Raw genomic sequence first — 19949 nt, 5'->3', positions numbered from 1 at the left:
GGCCGCGCCCCACGTCAGCCCCTCTGATCACTTGCCCTGGAAAGTGGGCGGGGGCGCCGTCACCGTGACGGTCACCGTGCTCGTGGCGCCGGGCTGCGGATCGTCGGGCGGCGGGTCCTGCGAGGGCCCCGGGTCCTCGGTCGGTGCCGGGGCCTGGGTCGTGGCCGCGCAGTTGCCGAGCACGCCGACGCTGAACCACACCTTGTTGTCGACGCGGGCGGTGATCTTCCCGCGCACGCACTGACCGGAGACGACGCCGCGCACCCACCCGTCGACGGTGATGTCCTTGCCGTCCTTGGTCCTGCCCTCGCAGTCGACCTTGATCTCGGCGGGCGCCGACTCACCGGACGGGGTGGGCCCCTTGTACTCGGCGATGCAGCTGATCCAGGCGACGTTGGCGTTCTGCCGGTTCAGCTCCTCGGTGGCCAGCTTGTCGGTGGTGGTCGCGACCGTGGACGGGTTCAGGTCGCCCTCGATCGGCTGGCACGCGACGCCCGTGGCGACGACGGCAGCACCGAGAAGCAGTCCGCCCAACCCCCTCATTCCCCGCATGCACGGCAGAATGCCAGGGGACGTACAGGGTCGGTAGTGGGGTTGCGGCCACTGTCACAGAACCGGCAGGCGCTTCCTACCCCCAGCGTCCCGTGCGCCCCAGGAGCAACGCGACCGCCGCCGTACCGGCCGTGGACGTACGCAGCACGCTGCGGCCGAGCCGCATCGGTACCGCCCCGGCCTCCCCGAACACCGCCAACTCCTCCGGGGAGACGCCCCCTTCGGGCCCCACGACGAGCACGATGTCCCCGCTCGCGGGCAGTTCGGCGGAGGCGAGTGCCCTGCTCGGCGCGTCCCGGTCCTCGTGCAGGACGGCGGCGAAGTCGGCCCCCGCGAGCAGCGCGGCGACCTCCTTCGTGGACGCGGCGTCCTCGACGACCGGAAATCGCACCCTGCGCGACTGCTTCCCGGCCTCCCGCGCGGTGGCCCGCCACTTGCCGAGCGCCTTGACGCCGCGGTCGCCGCGCCACTGGGTGATGCAGCGGGACGCGGCCCACGGCACGATCGCGTCGACACCGGTCTCGGTCATCGTCTCGACGGCCAGTTCCCCGCGGTCGCCCTTGGGCAGCGCCTGGACGACGGTGATCCGCGGCGTCTGTGCGGGCTCGACGCGCACCGGTCCGGCGTCGACCGTGAGCCGGTCCTTGCCCTCGGCGCCGGTGACGACGGCCTCGCACCACGTGCCCCGCCCGTCGGTGAGGGTGACGCTCTCCCCGGCGCGCAGCCGCTTCACGGAGACGGCGTGCCGCCCCTCGGGCCCGTCGAGCACGTACGAGCGGTCGCCGGGCACGGCCCCTTCCACCACGAACACCGGCGCGGTCACGCGGCACCCCGCTGCGCCAACGCGGCCTGCGCGGCGTCGAGTTCGGCGGCCAGGACCTCGACGAGCTGCCCGGCGGGAAGCTCCCGCGCGAGCCGGTGCCCCTGCCCCGCCCACAGCGCCATGCCCTGCGGGTCACCGGACTTGGCGGCGGCCTTGCGCAGCGGCGACGTCATGTGGTGGATCTGCGGGTACGCGGCCGGGGCGTACGGGCCGTGCTCGCGCATGAACCGGTTGACGAGGCCGCGCGCGGGACGGCCGGAGAAGGCGCGGGTCAGTTCGGTCCGTACGAAGAGCGGGTCGGTCATGGCCCGCTTGTGCGGCTCCGGCGCCCCGGACTCGGGGGTGACCAGGAACGCGGTGCCGAGCTGTGCGAGGTCGGCGCCCGCCGCGAGCACGGCGGCGATCTGCGCGCCCCGCATGATGCCTCCGGCGGCGATGATCGGCAGCTGTACGGCCTCGTGTACGAGGGCGATGAGCGCGAGCAGCCCGACCCCGCTGCCGTCGGCCTCGGGGTTGTCCCGGTGGGTGCCCTGGTGCCCGCCGGCCTCGATGCCCTGGACGCACACCAGGTCGGCGCCGACCTCCTGCGCGGCCTGCGCCTCCTCCACGGTGGTGACGGTGACGCCGACGCGGGTGCCGACGCGCTGCAGCGCCTGGACGACCGTGAGGGCCGGGCAGCCGAAGGTGAAGGTGACCAGGGGGACCGGATCGTCGACGAGGATCGCGAGCTTGGCGTCGTAGCCGTCGTCGCCGCAGCTGTCGGTCTCGCCGAGCGGGGTGCGGTACCAGGTGGACTCACCGGCGAGCTGGTTGCGGTAGACCTCGACGGTGGCCGGGTCGGCGTGCTCGGTCGGCGGCATGAAGAGGTTGACGCCGAAGGGCCTGGAGGTCAGCGCCCGCACCTGTTTGATCTCCTGGTACATCCCGTCGGCCGTCTTGTACCCGGCGGCGAGGAACCCGAGCGCGCCCGCCTCGGCGACGGCGGCGACGAGGGCGGGGTGCGAGGTGCCGCCGGCCATGGGGGCCTGGACGATCGGGAGGGGGCAGAGATCGGTCGGTGCGGAGGACATGCCCGCATCGTGCCACGTCCCCTCCGGGGCGCCGAATCGACGCGAACCGGGGCTCCGCCCCGGACCCCGCTGCTCAATCGCCGCAGGGGCTACTTATCAGCCCCGCCGGCGTTTGAGGCGCGGGGTCCGGGGCGGAGCCCCGGCGGCTCAGCGTCCGTTGAACGCGTCCTTCAGGCGGGAGAAGAGGCCCTGCTGCCCCGGCTGGAACTGCCCCGTGGGCCGCTCCTCACCGCGCATCTTGGCCAGCTCCCGCAACACCCTCTCCTGCTCGGGATCGAGCTTCTGCGGCGTCGTGACCTCGACGTGCACGATGAGGTCGCCCCGGCCGCCGCCCCGCAGATGCGTGACACCGCGGCCGTGCAGCGGGACCGACTGGCCGGACTGCGTGCCCGGCCGGATGTCGATCTCCTCCATGCCGTCGAGCGTCTCGAGCGGCACCTTCGTGCCGAGCGCCGCCGCCGTCATGGGGATGGTCACCGTGCAGTGCAGGTCGTCCCCGCGCCGCTGGAAGGTCGGGTGCGGCAGTTCGTGGATCTCCACGTACAGGTCACCGGCGGGACCGCCACCGGGCCCGACCTCGCCCTCGCCCGCGAGCTGGATCCGCGTGCCGTTGTCCACACCGGCCGGGATCTTCACCGTCAGCGTGCGACGGGAGCGGATGCGGCCGTCACCGGCGCACTCCGGACACGGGGTGGGGACCACGGTGCCGAAGCCCTGGCACTGCGGGCACGGCCGCGAGGTCATGACCTGGCCGAGGAAGGACCGCGTCACCTGCGAGACCTCACCGCGGCCGCGACACATGTCACAGGTCTGCGCGGAGGTCCCGGGCGCGGCGCCCTCACCGCTGCACGTCGTACAGACGACAGCCGTGTCGACCTGGATGTCCTTCGTGGTGCCGAAGGCCGCCTCGTCGAGCTCGACCTCCAGCCGGATCATGGCGTCCTGGCCGCGCCGCGTACGGGACCGGGGCCCGCGCTGCGACGCCGTGCCGAAGAAGGCGTCCATGATGTCGGAGAAGTTGCCGAACCCGCCGGCGCCGAAGCCACCGGCTCCGCCGCCGCCGGCCTGCGACAGGGGGTCGCCCCCGAGGTCGTAGACCTGCTTCTTCTGCGGGTCGGAGAGCACCTCGTAGGCGGCGTTGATCTCCTTGAAGCGCTCCTGAGTCTTCGGGTCCGGATTCACATCCGGGTGAAGCTCACGCGCAAGCCTTCGGAAGGCCTTCTTGATCTCGTCCTGGGAAGCGTCGCGGCGCACGCCGAGTACGGCGTAGTAGTCCGTGGCCACTTACGACTCCGCCAGGATCTGTCCGACGTAACGTGCCACTGCGCGTACTGCTCCCATCGTTCCCGGGTAATCCATGCGTGTCGGTCCGACGACGCCGAGCTTGGCTACTGCCTCGCCGCCCGAACCGTAGCCGACCGACACGACGGACGTGGAGTTGAGTCCCTCATGGGCGTTCTCGTGACCGATCCGTACGGCCATGCCCGAATCCCCCTGCTCACCAAGCAGCTTGAGGAGCACGACCTGCTCCTCAAGGGCTTCGAGAACGGGCCGGATGGTGAGGGGAAAGTCATGTCCGAAGCGGGTGAGATTGGCGGTGCCGCCGATCATCAGCCGTTCCTCGGACTCCTCGACGAGCGTCTCCAGCAACGTGGAGAGCACCGTCGCGACCGTACCGCGGTCCTCCGTCTCGAAGGCCTCCGGCAGGTCCTGCACCAGCTGCGGTACGTCGGCGAACCGGCGGCCCGCGACGCGGCTGTTCAGCCGGGCCCGCAGATCCGCCAGGGACGTCTCGCCGAACGGCGCCGGGCAGTCGACCATCCGCTGCTCCACCCGGCCGGTGTCCGTGATCAGCACGAGCATCAGGCGGGCGGGCGCGAGCGAGAGCAGTTCGACGTGGCGCACCGTGGAGCGGGTCAGGGACGGGTACTGGACGATCGCGACCTGCCGGGTGAGCTGCGCGAGCAGCCGCACGGTCCGGCCGACGACGTCGTCCAGGTCGACGGCGCCCTCCAGGAAGTTCTGGACGGCGCGCCGCTCCGGAGCGGTCATCGGCTTCACGCTGGTCAGCTTGTCGACGAACAGGCGGTAGCCCTTGTCCGTGGGGATGCGCCCGGCGCTGGTGTGCGGCTGCGCGATGAACCCCTCGTCCTCCAGGGCCGCCATGTCGTTGCGCACGGTCGCCGGCGAGACACCGAGCTTGTGCCGCTCGGTGAGCGCCTTGGAGCCGACCGGCTCCTCGGTGCCGACATAGTCCTGGACGATGGCGCGCAGCACTTCGAGCCTGCGTTCACTGAGCATCGGCGCACACCTCCAGATACTGCCGTCGCGATCGTCGCAATCGTTGCGATCTTCCTGCTTTGGCACTCCCTGTACGCGAGTGCCAGTCGTCCCCGGCTCAGTGTACGGCCGGTGGGTACGGGCCCGGCAAGGGCGCTAGCGTCGAGGTATGGAGCACGCGCCTGACATCGACTGGGCCTCGGCGGGATGGGAGGGGCTCGCGCCGAACGTGGGGCGGGTGCGGCTGCCCGGCCTCGACTGCACCAGCGGCCTCGTGGTCGGTGAGGACGCGGCCCTCTTGATCGACACGGGATCCTCACTGCGTGAAGGCGCCCGGCTGCGCGCCGACACCCGCGCACTCCTCGGAGCACACGGGAGAGTGACGCACATCGCTCTGACCCACCCCCACTTCGACCATGTGCTGGGCACGGCGGCGTTCGCGGGTGTCGAGGTGTACGGGGCGGTGGGCATCGACGTCCTCTTCGCACGCGGCGCGGAGGAACTGCGCGCCGACGCGGTGCGGCACGGTGTCGCCCCGGACGCGGCGGCGGAGGCGGTCGACGTGCTGGTCACCCCGGCGCACCGGGTGTGCGGCGAGTGGACGCTGGACCTGGGCGGCGGTCTGACGGTGCTGCTCGCGAACATCGGCCCGGCGCACAGCGGTCACGACCTGGCGGTGCTGGTGCCGGGCGGGCCCGGCGGCGGGCCGGAGATCGTGTTCTGCGGCGATCTGGTGGAGGAGTCCGGCGAACCCCAGGCGGGCCCGGACGCGGCGCCGCGCCACTGGCCGGCCGCGCTGGACCGGCTGCTCGACCTGGGCGGCGAGGACGCGGTGTACGTGCCGGGGCACGGTTCGGCGGTGAATGCGCGGTTCGTCCGTGCGCAACGCGCCACATTGGCGGCGCGTTCCGGCGTGTCGTAACGGGTGGCGGCGGGGGTCTCCTATCGTCTGGCGGATGCGCCAGTACTCCCCCGATCTCACGCCTCCCTGGAAGCGGAACAACACCCCGGCCCCCGAGGTCCCGGCGGAACCGGACCTCGTGGTCGAGGAGGTCTCGACGGGCTTCTGCGGTGCGGTGGTCCGGGTCGAGAAGACGGCGCAGGGGCCGACGGTCACGCTGGAGGACCGGTTCGGCAAGCACCGGGTGTTCCCCATGGACCCGCGCGCGTTCATGATCGACGGCAAGGTCGTCACCCTCGTCCGCCCTTCGGCCCAGGCGGGGCCGGTCCGGCCGACCCGTACGGCGTCCGGTTCGGTGGCGGTGCCCGGTGCGCGGGCGCGGGTGGCGCGTGCGGGGCGCATCTACGTGGAGGGCAAGCACGACGCGGAGCTGATCGAGCGGGTGTGGGGCGACGACCTGCGTATCGAGGGCGTGGCGGTGGAGTTCCTGGAGGGGGTGGACGACCTTCCGGCGATCGTCGCGGAGTTCGCGCCGGGGCCGGACGCGCGTCTCGGGGTGCTGGTGGACCATCTGGTCCCCGGCTCGAAGGAGTGGCGGATCGCCCAGTCGGTGACGAGCGAGCACGCGCTGGTGGTGGGGCACCCGTACATCGACATCTGGGAGGCGGTGAAGCCGTCGTCGGTGGGCATCGAGGCGTGGCCCCGCGTCCCGCGCGGGCAGGACTGGAAGACGGGGGTGTGCCGGGCGCTGGGGTGGCGGGTGGCGCACACGGGGGAGGCGTGGCAGCACATCCTCTCGCGGGTCCGCACGTACAAGGACCTGGAGCCGGAACTCCTGGGCCGCGTCGAAGAACTCATCGACTTCGTCACCGCCCCGACGCCGTAACCCCTCGGGGCTCCGCCCCGCACCCCGCTGCTCAATCGCCGCAGGGGCTCTATAGGCCCACCCACCACCGCCCCAACGAACATCCACCTCGGCACCCAGGGGGCCGCACCCGCCTCGGGCACCCCACCGCAAGCACGGCTCCCCACCCCCGGGCGGCAGGCCGTGCCCGCCTTGGGCACCCCGCCGCCAACCACGGCTCCCCCGCCCTGGCGGCGGGCCGTGCCCGCCTTGGGCACCCCACCGCAAGCACGGCTCCCCCGCCCTGGCGGCGGGCCGTGCCCGCCTTGGGCAATCTGCCGCCAAGGGCGGCAGGGTGGGCAAGGCGGCGCCCCGGTGCCGGGCGGGCAGGGCGGGAGGCGTCAGCCACGGTGCGCCACGGTGCCGGGCGGGCGGTACGCTGGGCACCCCGCCGCCAACCACGGCTCCCCCGCCCTGGCGGCGGGCCGTGCCCGCCTTGGGCACCCCACCGCAAGCACGGCTCCCCACCCTGGCGGCGGGCCGCACCCGCCTTGGGCAATCTGCCGCCAAGGGCGGCAGGGTGGGCAAGGCGGCGCCCCGGTGCCGGGCGGGCAGGGCGGGAGGCGTCAGCCACGGTGCGCCACGGTGCCGGGCGGGCGGTACGCGGGGCACGGCCACGGGGCCGGTCAGTCGACCAGGGCGCGGACCACCGCATCCGCCAGCAACCGCCCCCGCAACGTCAGCACCGCGTACCCGTCGGCGAACGGCGCCGCCTCCAGGAGGCCGTCCGCCAGCGACCTCCGCGCCGCCGCGAGCCCATCCGCCCGCAGCAGCGTCAACGGGCAGCCCTCACGGAGCCGCAGCTCAAGGAGGATGCGTTCGACACGGCGGTCCTCGTCCGCGAGGACCTCACGGCCCGCCCCGGGCGACCGCCCACCCGCCAGCGCCGCCGCGTACGCCCCGGGGTGCTTGACGTTCCACCACCGCACCCCGCCCACGTGCGAGTGCGCCCCGGGCCCGGCGCCCCACCAGTCGGCCCCGCGCCAGTACAGCTCGTTGTGGAGGCACCGCCCCGCCTCGGACGTCGCCCAGTTCGACACCTCGTACCAGTCGAACCCGGCCGCCCCCAGCACCTCGTCCGCGATCAGGTACCGGTCCGCGTGCACGTCGTCGTCCGTCATGGGGACCTCCCCGCGCCGGATCCGCCGCGCCAGCTGCGTGCCCTCCTCGACGATCAGCGCGTACGCCGACACGTGGTCGGGCCCGGCGCCCAGCGCCGCGTCGAGCGACGCCCGCCAGTCGTCGTCGCTCTCCCCCGGCGTGCCGTAGATGAGGTCGAGGTTGACGTGGTCGAAGCCCGCCGCCCGCGCCTCCGCGACACACGCCTCGGGCCGCCCCGGCGTGTGCGTACGGTCGAGGACCTTCAGCACGTGCTGCCGGGCGCTCTGCATGCCGAAGGAGATCCGGTTGAAGCCGCCGGCCCGGAGCGTCTCCAGGTACGCCGGGTCCACCGACTCCGGGTTCGCCTCCGTCGTGATCTCCGCGTCGTCCGCGAGCCCGAACTCGTCGCGGATCGCCCCCAGCATCGTGACGAGGTCGGCGGCAGGCAGCAGCGTCGGCGTACCGCCGCCGACGAAGACCGTGCGGACCGGGCGCGGGTCGTCGCCGAGGACCTTGCGCGCGAGGCGCACCTCGTCGACCAGCGTCCCGGCGTAGTTGTCACGGGAGGCGAGCACGCCGCCCGTGCCGCGCAGCTCGGTCGCCGTGTACGTGTTGAAGTCGCAGTAGCCGCAGCGCGTGGCGCAGTACGGGACGTGCAGATAGAAGCCGAGGGGGCGGGACTCGGCCCCGGCGAGGGCGGAGGCGGGGAGCGAACCGTCGTCGGGCACGGGCTCACCGTCGGGGAGTGCGGAAGGCATGCCCCCCATTGTCCCGCCTCGCGGAGACTGCCGGAGCGCGCCCGCCCACCGGCGTCACTGCGCCTGGAGCACCAGCAGCGCCAGGTCGTCGTCCGGCGGGCTGTCCGCGAAGGCGTGCACGAGCCTGCGGATGCGCTCCGCGAGCAGCGGCGCCGTGAGCCCCGCGCACCCGGCGAGCGCCTTCGCCAGGCCGTCCCCGTCGTCGAACTGGAGCGGGCCGCGGCGCCGCTCCGTCACCCCGTCCGTGACGCCGAGGAGGGTGTCGCCGGTGCGCATGGTGAACGTTTCACTCGTGTAGTCCGGGTCGTCGACGACGCCGAGCAGCACCTGGGGCGTGGCCGCGGCGGAGACCTCCCCGCCGGGCCGCATGAGCAGCGGCAGCGGGTGCCCGGCGGAGGCGAGCGTGCAGATCACGCCGTCCTCGGTGGGGGTCAGTTCGCCGTACAGGAGCGACAGGAAGCGGGAGGTGGAGCCCTCCGGCGGCACGCCGCGGCCGTCGGCGGCGGCGAGGGCGCGGGCCGCCGCGTCGGAGGCCTCGGTGGCGTCGTCGAGCAGCAGCCGGTTGAGGCGGTCGAGGACCTGCGCGACCTGGTACTCCTCGCGGGCCAGGAGCCGCAGCCAGGGGCGGACGAGGCCGATGACGACGGCGGCCTCGGGGCCCTTGCCCTGGACGTCGCCGAGCGCGAAGCACCAGCGTCCGGCGCCGGCCGGGAACACGTCGTAGAAGTCGCCGCCGGGGCCGCCCGCCTCCTTCGGCTCGTAGACGAGGGCGCTCTTCATGTCGGGGATCTCGGCGATCGACGTGGGCAGCAGGCCGCGCTGGAGGATGCGGCTGATGGTGGCCTGCCGGGTGAAGCGGCGGGCCGCGCTGACGGCGAGCGCGACGCGCCGGCTGAAGTCCTCGACGAGCCCGGTGACCTCGTCGGCGAAGCGCACGAGTCCGGCCCGCCCGATGAGCAGGATGCCGAGCGCGCGGCCGCCCGCGGTGAGCCGGTAGGCGAGCGCCGCGCCCGCGGGTTCGGCGGCCTGGGCGAGGGGGGTGTCGAAGGGCCACGGGACGGGCACCGCGCCGGTGTGCGGGCCGTCGGCGAGGCGCGGGGGTTCCTTCTCCAGGAGTCCGCGCAGCTCCTCGGTGCGGTGTTCGTGGGTGTGCCAGACGCGGGCGAGCCGGGGCACGGCCGTCGGTCCCTGCGGGTCGTGCTCGACGACGCCGGGCAGTCCGCGCCCCTCCTCCTCGTAGAACCAGACGGCGCACCAGTCGGCGAGGCGGGGCACGAGGAGCTGGCCGACGAGCGCGGCGACCATGTCCTCGTCGAGCTGGCCGGCGAGGAGGTCGGAGGCCTCGGCGAGGAAGGAGAGCGCCCCGCGGTTGATCCAGTCCTGGTCGTGGGTGTCGCGCCGGGAGGCGGGCGCCAGGATCTCCGCGGCGCGCAGGCCGCGCTGGAGGCCGCGCACGCGGGTGGGCGCGTCGGGGATCTCCGCGGGCGGTGTCGGGGCATCGGCGGGGATGCGCGCCCAGACGGTCTTGGTGCCGCGCCCGTAGGTGATGCCCCACGACTCGGCGAGGGAGGCGACGAGTTGGAGCCCGCGCCCGTACTCGGGGGTCTCCGGGGAGCGGAAGGACCGGTCGTTGCGGACGGCGCGGGCGGGATGCCGGTCGGTGACCTCGACGACGAGTCCCGCGGAGGCGGTGCCGTCGGGGGCCGCGGCCTCCAGGCGGCACTGGAGGTCGACTCCGGTGCCAGCGTGGACGACGGCGTTGGTGACGAGTTCACTGAGGACGACGGTCGCGTCGTCGACGAGACGGTCGTCGAGCGTCATGGACACCGACAGTTCGATCAGTTCCGTCCAGTCGGCGAAAGCGGCCCGCAGGAAGCGGCGGGCGGCGGCGGGCGCGAGCGGGTTTCCGGGCAGCGACGTGCGGGCGAGGGCCGGTTCGCCGGGCGGACCGTCCGGCGAACCGGGGGCGCTGAAGGCGTTCTCCCGCTGGATCGGAATGGAACCCACGTTTCGGCTCCCGAGTAGTTGTGGCAAAGACGCCTCAGGCGACACCCACAGAGTGACAGACTGACTGCGCCCATAAGCGCCGAGTTACCTAAGTAGGCCGCTATGAGTGAGAACAGTGCTACGCGTGCACCTCGGAAGGGCTACGGTGACGAAGCCATCCGCCCCAGCGATCTCCGTCCGCTGCTGGCTGCCCTGACGGCCGCCCGTGACGGAACGTTCACACATGTCTCCACCGTGGGCGAAGGGTTCGTCGGCGAACTCACCGCGGTGTTCAACCAGCTCGCCGACCGCAGCGTGCACTTCAGTGGCGAACTGACGCGGGTGCGCCGCGAGATAGTGCGGCACGGGCGGCTGGACGAGCGTCTTGACGCGAGCCCCGGCCAGGGCGCGTGGGTCACGCGGGTCGGCGACGTGAACACGATCATCGACGCGCTGGTCGCCCCCGCCGCCAATGCCACGCGGGTGCTGGAGGCGGTGGCCGACGGGGATCTCACTCAGCGTGTCGACCTGCACGACGGCAACCGTCAACTCCGGGGCGACCTGCGCAGGCTGGGGCGCACGGTCAACAAGATGGCGGACCAGCTGTCCCTGTTCACCGGTGAGGTGACGCGGGTGGCGCGCGAGGTCGGCACCGAGGGCCGGCTGGGCGGGCGGGCCAAGGCGGCCGGGCTGTCCGGCAGTTGGCGCGATGTGACCGAGGCCGTCAATACGATGGCGTCCCGGCTCACCGCGCAGGTGCGGGACATCGCGCTCGTGACGACGGCGGTGGCGCAGGGCGACCTGACGCGTTCGGTCACGATCGAGGCGACGGGCGAGCTGCTCGAACTGAAGCTGACCGTGAACACGATGGTGGACCAGCTGTCCGCCTTCGCCGACGAAGTGACGCGCGTGGCCCGCGAGGTCGGCACCGAGGGCCAGCTCGGCGGCCGCGCCCAGGTGCGCGGCGTCTCCGGCGTCTGGAAGGACCTCACCGACAACGTCAACTTCATGGCGTCGAACCTGACCTCGCAGGTGCGCAACATCGCGCAGGTCACGACGGCGGTGGCCAACGGCGACCTCAGCCAGAAGATCACGGTCGACGCGCAGGGCGAGATCCTGGAGCTGAAGTCGACGGTGAACACGATGGTGGACCAGCTGTCCGCCTTCGCCGACGAAGTGACGCGCGTGGCCCGCGAGGTCGGCACCGAGGGCCAGCTCGGCGGCCGCGCCCAGGTGCGCGGCGTCTCCGGCGTCTGGAAGGACCTCACCGACAACGTCAACTTCATGGCCGACAACCTCACCTCGCAGGTGCGCAACATCGCGCTGGTGTCGACGGCGGTGGCGCAGGGCGACCTCGGCAAGAAGATCACGGTCGAGGCGAAGGGCGAGATCCTCGAACTGAAGTCGACGATCAACACGATGGTGGACCAGCTGTCCGCCTTCGCCGACGAGGTCACCCGCGTGGCCCGCGAGGTCGGCACCGAGGGCAACCTCGGCGGTCAGGCGCAGGTGCGCGGCGTCTCCGGCGTCTGGAAGGACCTCACCGACAACGTCAACTTCATGGCGTCGAACCTGACGTCGCAGGTGCGCAACATCGCGCAGGTCACCACGGCCGTGGCGCAGGGCGACCTCTCCAAGAAGATCTCGGTGGACGCGCGCGGCGAGATCCTGGAGCTCAAGGACACCGTCAACACGATGGTGGACCAGCTGCGGGGCTTCGCCGACGAGGTGACGAGGGTGGCCCGCGAGGTCGGTACGGACGGCAGGCTCGGCGGCCGGGCGAACGTGCACGGTGTGTCCGGCGTGTGGAAGGACCTGACCGACAACGTCAACTACATGGCGGACAACCTGACCTCGCAGGTGCGCAACATCGCGCAGGTCGCGACCGCCGTGGCGCAGGGCGACCTCTCCAAGAAGATCGACGTCGACGCGCGCGGCGAGATCCTCGAACTGAAGACGACGATCAACACGATGGTCGACACGCTCTCCTCGTTCTCCTCCGAGGTCACGCGCGTGGCCCGGGAGGTGGGCTCCGAGGGCCGGCTGGGCGGCCAGGCCCGCGTCGAGGGCGTGTACGGCACGTGGAAGCGCCTGACGACGAACGTGAACGAGCTGGCGCTGAACCTGACCACTCAGGTCCGCGCCATCGCCGAGGTCGCCTCCGCGGTGACCCAGGGCGACATGTCCCGCTCCATCACGGTGGAGACGCAGGGCGAGGTCGCCGAGCTGAAGGACAACATCAACCTGATGGTGGCCAACCTCCGCGAGACGACCCGCGCGAAGGACTGGCTGGAGTCGAACCTGGCCCGTCTCGCCGCGCTGATGCAGGGCCACCGCGACCTGATGGAGGTCGCCGACCTGATCCTGCGCGAGCTGACGCCGCTGGTGAACGCCCAGTACGGCGCGTTCTTCCTCGCCGAGCAGGAGGAGGACGACGCGGCGTCCCCGGCCCGGCTGGCGGCCCGCACCAAGGGGCTCGCCTACATCGCGGGCTACGGCTCGGCGTCCGCCTCGGTCGTCGACACCGGCGGCATGCCGGCCCACGGCCTCGTACGGCAGGCGGCGCTGGAGAAGAAGCGGATCCTGGTGGAGGAGGCCCCGTCGGGCTACATCAAGATCAACAGTGGTCTGGGCGAGGCCTCGCCCGCCTCGGTCGTGATCATCCCGATCCTCTTCGAGGACAAGCTGCTCGGCGTGATCGAGCTGGCCTCGTTCTCCCGCTTCTCCGATGTCCACCTGGCGTTCTTCGACCAGTTCGTGAACACCATCGGCGTCGCCATCAACACCATCATCGCCAACTCGCGCACGGAGTCCCTGCTCGGCGAGTCCCAGCGGCTGGCGACCCAGCTCCAGGAGCGTTCCGACGAACTCCAGCGCCAGCAGGCGGAGTTGCAGCGCTCGAACGCCGAACTGGAGGAGAAGGCAGCCTTGCTCGCGACCTCCTCGCAGTACAAGTCGGAGTTCCTGGCGAACATGTCGCACGAGCTGCGCACACCGCTTAACTCGCTGCTGATCCTGGCCCGGCTGCTCTCCGACAACCCGGACGGCCATCTCAACGACCAGGAGGTGCAGTTCGCGACGACGATCCACCGCTCCGGCTCCGACCTGCTCCAGCTGATCAACGACATCCTCGACCTGTCGAAGATCGAGGCGGGCCGGATGGACGTACGGCCCAAGAAGCTGCCGCTCATCAAGCTCCTCGACTACGTCCACGCGACGTTCCGGCCCATCACCCTCGACCGGGGGCTCGCCTTCGAGGTGTCGGTCGGCGAGGACGTGCCGCGCGAGATGTTCTCCGACGAGCAGCGGCTCCAGCAGATCCTGCGCAACCTGCTGTCGAACGCCATCAAGTTCACCGCGAAGGGCCGGGTCGAACTGCGGGTCAGCCGGGTCAACAGCCCGGACGCGACGCAGCAGTTCGAGCTGCGCGGCGAGGACATGCTGCTCGCCTTCGCGGTCTCCGACACCGGTATCGGCATCGCGCACGACAAGCTGCCGGTCGTCTTCGAGGCGTTCCAGCAGGCCGACGGCACGACCAACCGCAAGTACGGCGGGACGGGCCTCGGCCTGTCCATCAGCCGGGAGATCGCGGGCCTGCTCGGCGGCCACATCGTCGCCGAGAGCGAGCCCGGCCAGGGCTCCACGTTCACGCTGTACGTCCCGGTGCGCTGCCCCGGCCACGAGCCGGCGTCCGGCCCGGACCCGAACCGCTCCGAGCCGCTGCGCGCCACGCCGCTCCTGCCGACCCAGCAGAGCGAGCGGAGCGAGCCCACGGAGACGTACGCCCCGGAACCGGTGGAGGAGAACGACAACTGGCCGACGCCGACCAAGCTGGAGCGGTGGAAGACCGGCCGGGCGGGCCGGGTGCTGCCGGGGCGCCGCGTACTGATCGTGGACGACGACATCCGCAACGTCTTCGCCCTCACGCACGTCCTGGGCCGCGTCGGCATGCCCGTCCTGTACGCGGAGAACGGCCGGGAGGGCATCGAGACCCTGGAGAGCCACCCCGACGTCGAACTCGTCCTGATGGACATCATGATGCCCGAGATGGACGGCTACGAGACGATCTCCGTCATCCGCGGTACGCCGAGGTGGGCCGGACTGCCCATCGTGGCACTCACCGCCAAGGCCATGCCCGGCGACCGCGAGAAGTCGATCGCCAAGGGCGCGAACGATTACGTACCGAAACCGGTGGACGTCGACCAGCTGCTCACCGTCGTGTGTGAGCTGCTGGCCCCCGAGGAGACGGAAGCCCCCGCCTCCGAGGTCTCCGGTACCCCGGCGACCACCGAGTGAGGCACCGTCATCATGACAACTGCAGGGTCCACTTCAGCGGATCGGGCCAGCATCCTCATCGTCGACGACATGGAGGACAACCTGACCGCACTGGAAGCCGTGCTGGGGTCGCTGAACGAGCCGCTCGTCAGGGCCCGTTCGGGCGAGGAGGCGATGAAGGCGCTGCTGCGCCGGCAGTTCGCCGTCGTCCTGCTGGACATCCGGATGCCCGGCATGGACGGCTTCGAGACGGCGACGAACATCAAGCGCCTCGACCAGACGAAGGACGTCCCGATCATCTTCCTGACCGGCACGGACGCCGACACCGGCTACGCGTTCCGCGGCTACGCGACGGGCGCGGCCGACTACCTGACGAAACCGTTCGACCCGTGGGTGCTGCGCGCGAAGGTCACCGTCTTCCTCGATCTGCACCGCAAGAACCGGCAGTTGCAGCGCCTGCTGGCGCGCGAGCACCAGCATTTCGACGCGCTGGTCTCCCGGATGGAGTCGATCGAGCACCGGCTGGCCGACGACGCCGACCCCGATGTGAGTGAACTGCGGCACGAGATGGCCGAGTTGAAGGAGACGCTGCGGGCGATGCGCCGGGACTGACCGGGCCTGTCGGCCCGGCCTCCCGCGCGCACCGTCCGCGGGCGGTGCGCGGGTGGGCTCAGCCCTCGCGGCTCCCGGCGTACATCTCGTCGAGCAGCCCCTTGTACTCGCGCTCGACGACCGGGCGCTTCAGCTTCAGGCTGGGCGTCAGCTCGCCGTGCTCGATGTCGAGGTCGCGCGGCAGCAGCTTGAACTTCTTGATGGTCTGCCAGCGCTGGAGGCCCTCGTTGAGCTCCTTCACGTAGCCCTCGACGAGCTGCACCGTCTGCGGCGCCGCGACGACCTCCGCGTAGGAGGAGCCGCCCAGGCCGTTCTCCTTGGCCCACTCCAGGATCGACGGCTCGTCGAGCGCGATGAGCGCCGTGCAGAAGTTCCGGTCGGCGCCGTGCACCAGGATGTTGGAGACGTACGGGCACACGGCCTTGAACTGGCCCTCGACCTCGGCCGGCGCGATGTACTTGCCGCCGGACGTCTTGATGAGGTCCTTCTTGCGGTCGGTGATCCGCAGGTAGCCGTCGTTGGACAGCTCGCCGATGTCGCCGGTGTGGAACCAGCCGTCGGACTCCAGGACCTCGGCCGTCTTGTCGGGCAGCCCGTGGTAGCCCTCCATGATGCCGGGGCCGCGCAGCAGGATCTCGCCGTCGTCCGCGATCCGCACCTCGGTGCCGGGCAGCGGCTTGCCGACGGTCCCGGTGCGGTACGCCTCGCCGGGGTTCACGAAGGAGGCGGCGCTGGACTCGGTCAGCCCGTAGCCCTCCAGGATGTGCACGCCCGCACCGGCGAAGAAGTACCCGATCTCGGGCGCCAGCGCGGCGGAGCCGGAGACGCAGGCCCGCAGCCGCCCGCCGAAGGCCTCCCGCAGTTTGCCGTAGACGAGCGCGTCGGCGACCTTGTGCTTCGAGTTGAGGGCGAAGGGCACCGAGGCGACGCCGGTGCGCCGGAAGTTGTCCTGGCTGACCTTCGCGTACTCGCGCGCGACGCCCGCCGCCCACTGGAAGATCTTGTACTTGGCGTTGCCGCCGGCGCGCGCCTTCGCGGCGACGCCGTTGTAGACCTTCTCGAAGATGCGCGGCACGGCGGCCATGTACGTCGGCTGCACGACCGGCAGATTCTCGATGATCTTGTCCACGCGGCCGTCGACGGCGGTGACGTGCCCGGCCTCGATCTGCCCGCTGGTCAGCACCTTGCCGAAGACGTGCGCGAGCGGCAGCCACAGGTACTGCACGTCGTCCGTGTTCACCAGCCCGGTCGCCGAGATGGCCTTCGCCATGTACGACCAGTTGTCGTGCGGCAGCCGGACGCCCTTGGGGCGGCCGGTGGTGCCGGAGGTGTAGATGAGCGTGGCGAGCTGGTCCTTGTCGATCGCCGCGACGCGCTCCTTGACCGCCTCCGGGTTCTTCTCCAGGTACGCGGCGCCGCGCGCCTCCAGGTCCTCCAGGGTGAGCACCCAGCCGTCGGGGTCGGCGGCGTCCGGCTCGACACCGGTCGCGTCGATCACCACGACGTGCCGCAGCTCGGGCAGCTCGGCGCGGCGGGCCCGCGCCTTGGCGAGCTGCGCGGCGTCCTCCGCGACCATCACCCTGGAGTCGGAGTCGGCCAGGATGAACGCCGACTCCTCCTCGTTGGTCTGCGGGTACACCGTGGTGGTCGCGGCGCCCGCGCACATGATGCCGAGGTCGGCCAGGATCCACTCGACCCGGGTCGAGGAGGCCAGCGCCACCCGCTCCTGCGGACCCACACCCAGCTCGATCAGGCCCGCGGCGATCGCGTACACGCGCTGCGCGGCCTGCGCCCAGCTCAGCGACTTCCAGTCGTCGGGACCGGTGCCGGTGGCCGGCGGCACCGGATAGCGGTAGGCCTCGGCGTCGGGTGTGGCCGCCACGCGCTCCAGGAAGAGGTTCGCCACGGAGGGCGGACGGTTCTCGATCAGGGTCTGTGTGTCGCTCACGACGTCCTCCGGGGCCCGCGGCAGTGCGGCTTGTTCAGACAGTGCGGCTTAATTGTGGGCAGCTTGTTTAACTGGCGAGTAACCATTGGGCAGTGATCAGGGTAAGCGTCACCCGCCCGGCGCGTAAGGGGCTCCGGCCCTCGACTTCACGGGACTGTTCTCAACGTCCTCACCCCTCACAGGGCTCACACACGAGCAGGGCCCGACCGGCGGAAAACGCCTGTCGGGCCCTGCTCGTGCGGGAGCCTGCCGGAGCAGTGGCTCACTTCTTGCCCTTGCCCCCGCCCTCGTCGCTGGAGAGCACCGCGATGAAGGCTTCCTGCGGCACCTCGACGGAGCCGACCATCTTCATGCGCTTCTTGCCCTCCTTCTGCTTCTCGAGCAGCTTGCGCTTGCGCGAGATGTCACCGCCGTAGCACTTGGCGAGGACGTCCTTGCGGATGGCGCGGATGGTCTCGCGGGAGATGACCCGGGATCCGATGGCGGCCTGGACCGGGATCTCGAAGGCCTGCCGCGGGATGAGCTCGCGCAGCTTGGCCACGAGCCGCACGCCGTACGCGTACGCGGCGTCCTTGTGGGTGACGGCGGAGAACGCGTCGACGCGGTCGCCGTTCAGCAGGATGTCGACCTTGACGAGGTCGGAGGCCTGCTCGCCGGTGGGCTCGTAGTCCAGGGACGCGTAGCCGCGGGTCTTGGACTTCAGCTGGTCGAAGAAGTCGAAGACGATCTCGGCGAGCGGGAGGGTGTAGCGGATCTCCACCCGGTCCTCGGAGAGGTAGTCCATGCCGAGGAGGGTGCCGCGGCGGGTCTGGCAGAGCTCCATGATGGCGCCGATGAACTCGCTGGGCGCGAGGAGCGTGGCACGCACGACGGGCTCGTAGACCTTGTCGATCTTGCCCTCGGGGAACTCGCTCGGGTTGGTGACCGTGTGCTCGGCGCCGTCCTCCATGACCACGCGGTAGACCACGTTGGGGGCGGTGGCGATGAGGTCGAGCCCGAACTCGCGCTCGAGCCGCTCACGGATCACGTCGAGGTGCAGCAGCCCCAGGAAGCCGACGCGGAACCCGAAGCCGAGCGCGGCCGAGGTCTCCGGCTCGTAGACGAGCGCGGCGTCGTTGAGCTGGAGCTTGTCGAGGGCCTCGCGCAGGTCCGGGTACTCCGAGCCGTCCAGCGGATAGAGACCCGAGAAGACCATCGGCTTCGGGTCCTTGTACCCGCCGAGGGGCTCGGTCGCGCCCTTGTTCAGGGAGGTGATCGTGTCACCGACCTTGGACTGACGGACGTCCTTCACGCCGGTGATGATGTAGCCCACCTCGCCGACGCCGATGCCGTCGGCCGGGGTCATCTCGGGCGAGGACACCCCGATCTCCAGCAGTTCGTGCGTCGCCCCGGTGGACATCATCCGGATCCGCTCACGCTTGTTGAGCTGACCATCGACGACTCGTACGTACGTCACGACGCCCCGGTAGGAGTCGTACACCGAGTCGAAGATCATCGCGCGGGCGGGAGCGTCGGCGACGCCGACCGGCGGGGGGATCTCGGCGACGACCTTGTCGAGCAGCGCCTCGACGCCCATGCCGGTCTTCGCGGAGACCTTGAGCACGTCCTCGGGGTCGCAGCCGATGAGGTTGGCCAGCTCCTCCGAGAACTTCTCCGGCTGGGCGGCCGGCAGGTCGATCTTGTTGAGCACCGGAACGATCTTGAGGTCGTTCTCCATCGCCAGGTACAGGTTGGCGAGCGTCTGAGCCTCGATGCCCTGGGCGGCGTCGACGAGCAGGATCGTGCCCTCACAGGCCGCGAGCGAACGCGAGACCTCGTACGTGAAGTCCACGTGGCCCGGCGTGTCGATCATGTTGAGGATGTGGGTACTGCCCTTGTCGGGCCCCTCGGTCGGGGCCCAGGGCAGACGCACCGCCTGGGACTTGATCGTGATGCCGCGCTCTCGCTCGATGTCCATCCGGTCGAGGTACTGAGCACGCATCTGCCGCTGCTCGACGACACCGGTCAGCTGGAGCATCCGGTCGGCGAGCGTGGACTTGCCGTGGTCGATGTGCGCGATGATGCAGAAGTTGCGAATCAGAGCCGGGTCGGTGCGGCTCGGCTCGGGCACATTTTTAGGGATCGCGGGCACGCAGGGTCCTGTCTCTTGAGGCCTTCTGCCTCAGGTCGGCCTCGGTTGGGATCAATACGTAGCCTCCATGGTCCCATGAGCGGGGGGCTGCGCCCGGTTTGGGCCGCCTGGAGTACGGCTGATACCGTGGGCAGCTGTGTCTCATGCCCTCTAAGCCGAGGCACACACCCAGTAGAAATCACCGGCACGGGCCGTCACCGGTCCGCGCCAGAACCTGCAAAGGCTCATTTCGTGGCGAACATCAAGTCCCAGATCAAGCGGATCAAGACCAACGAGAAGGCTCGGCTGCGCAACAAGGCCGTCAAGTCCTCCCTGAAGACCGCGATCCGCAAGGCCCGTGAGGCCGCTGCCTCCGGTGACGTCCAGAAGGCCGTCGAGGCCCAGCGCGCTGCCGCGCGCCAGCTCGACAAGGCCGTCTCCAAGGGTGTCATCCACAAGAACCAGGCCGCCAACAAGAAGTCGGCGCTTGCTTCGAAGGTCGCGTCCCTCCAGGGCTGAACCGATCCGACCGCTTGACCGTCGGTAGGACCCGGGCGGGCCCTCTCTCATCCGCCCCCGACCGACACCCCGAGCCCGCACGCGGCCTGCGTTCGCCACGCGGGTGCGAG

The 19949-nt window shown here is 71.2% G+C and carries 14 protein-coding genes; 5 read left to right on the top strand and 9 right to left on the bottom strand.

The genetic code is table 11. From position 1 onward, the window contains the following. Positions 1-27: 27 nt before the first annotated feature. The 5 genes from ACYBSK_RS05705 to hrcA all read right to left on the bottom strand — a co-directional run bounded on the left by ACYBSK_RS05705 (position 28) and on the right by hrcA (position 4746). Entirely contained in the window at positions 28-552 is a 525-nt protein-coding gene (locus ACYBSK_RS05705) for a hypothetical protein (protein WP_460245371.1), read from the bottom strand. Positions 553-628: 76 nt separating this feature from the next. Then, complete coding sequence (locus tag ACYBSK_RS05700; protein WP_460245370.1) at positions 629-1375, bottom strand: 16S rRNA (uracil(1498)-N(3))-methyltransferase; 747 nt, start codon at positions 1373-1375, stop codon at positions 629-631. Continuing rightward, positions 1372-2445 (bottom strand): nitronate monooxygenase, encoded by a 1074-nt coding sequence (locus tag ACYBSK_RS05695; protein WP_460245369.1) that lies wholly within the window; start codon positions 2443-2445, stop codon positions 1372-1374. The genes ACYBSK_RS05700 and ACYBSK_RS05695 overlap by 4 nt, the downstream gene beginning before the upstream one ends. Before the next feature lie 147 nt (positions 2446-2592). Then, complete coding sequence (dnaJ, locus tag ACYBSK_RS05690) at positions 2593-3729, bottom strand: molecular chaperone DnaJ (RefSeq protein ID WP_457475738.1); 1137 nt, start codon at positions 3727-3729, stop codon at positions 2593-2595. Then, positions 3730-4746, bottom strand: a complete 1017-nt coding sequence (hrcA, locus tag ACYBSK_RS05685) for a heat-inducible transcriptional repressor HrcA (protein WP_457475737.1) — start codon at positions 4744-4746, stop codon at positions 3730-3732. A gap of 148 nt (positions 4747-4894) precedes the next feature. On the opposite strand from hrcA, the gene ACYBSK_RS05680 reads away from it, so the two are divergent. Further along, positions 4895-5647: an MBL fold metallo-hydrolase gene (locus ACYBSK_RS05680; protein WP_460245368.1), complete on the top strand. Its 753-nt coding sequence runs from the start codon at positions 4895-4897 to the stop codon at positions 5645-5647. A gap of 34 nt (positions 5648-5681) precedes the next feature. Next, the gene (locus ACYBSK_RS05675; RefSeq protein ID WP_460245367.1) at positions 5682-6512 is read left to right on the top strand and encodes a DUF3097 domain-containing protein; all 831 of its coding nucleotides are present in this window, start codon (positions 5682-5684) and stop codon (positions 6510-6512) included. 644 nt (positions 6513-7156) lie between these two features. On the opposite strand, the gene hemW is transcribed toward ACYBSK_RS05675, so the two are convergent. Together hemW and ACYBSK_RS05665 are read right to left on the bottom strand one after the other, a co-directional pair. Next, entirely contained in the window at positions 7157-8398 is a 1242-nt protein-coding gene (gene hemW / locus ACYBSK_RS05670; RefSeq protein ID WP_460245366.1) for a radical SAM family heme chaperone HemW, read from the bottom strand. 45 nt (positions 8399-8443) lie between these two features. Then, positions 8444-10396, bottom strand: a complete 1953-nt coding sequence (locus ACYBSK_RS05665; RefSeq protein ID WP_457475733.1) for a SpoIIE family protein phosphatase — start codon at positions 10394-10396, stop codon at positions 8444-8446. 102 nt (positions 10397-10498) lie between these two features. Here ACYBSK_RS05665 and ACYBSK_RS05660 point away from each other — a divergent pair, with 102 nt between their 5' ends. Beyond that, positions 10499-14671: a HAMP domain-containing protein gene (locus tag ACYBSK_RS05660; protein WP_460245365.1), complete on the top strand. Its 4173-nt coding sequence runs from the start codon at positions 10499-10501 to the stop codon at positions 14669-14671. Positions 14672-14683: 12 nt separating this feature from the next. Beyond that, complete coding sequence (locus ACYBSK_RS05655; RefSeq protein WP_460245364.1) at positions 14684-15262, top strand: response regulator; 579 nt, start codon at positions 14684-14686, stop codon at positions 15260-15262. A gap of 58 nt (positions 15263-15320) precedes the next feature. Here ACYBSK_RS05655 and ACYBSK_RS05650 read toward each other — a convergent pair whose 3' ends face one another. Together ACYBSK_RS05650 and lepA are read right to left on the bottom strand one after the other, a co-directional pair. After that, entirely contained in the window at positions 15321-17210 is a 1890-nt protein-coding gene (locus ACYBSK_RS05650; RefSeq protein WP_460245363.1) for an AMP-dependent synthetase/ligase, read from the bottom strand. A 262-nt stretch (positions 17211-17472) separates the two neighbouring features. Further along, on the bottom strand, positions 17473-19341 hold the full coding sequence (gene lepA, locus ACYBSK_RS05645) for a translation elongation factor 4 (RefSeq protein WP_457475729.1): 1869 nt from the start codon (positions 19339-19341) through the stop codon (positions 17473-17475). A gap of 231 nt (positions 19342-19572) precedes the next feature. Between lepA and rpsT the strand changes: the two genes are divergently transcribed. Further along, complete coding sequence (gene rpsT / locus ACYBSK_RS05640) at positions 19573-19839, top strand: 30S ribosomal protein S20 (RefSeq protein ID WP_457475728.1); 267 nt, start codon at positions 19573-19575, stop codon at positions 19837-19839. The last annotated feature ends 110 nt before the right edge of the window (positions 19840-19949 follow it).

This window comes from Streptomyces sp. BYX5S (assembly GCF_054724165.1).
This window is presented reverse-complemented; position numbering and strand designations above follow the sequence as displayed.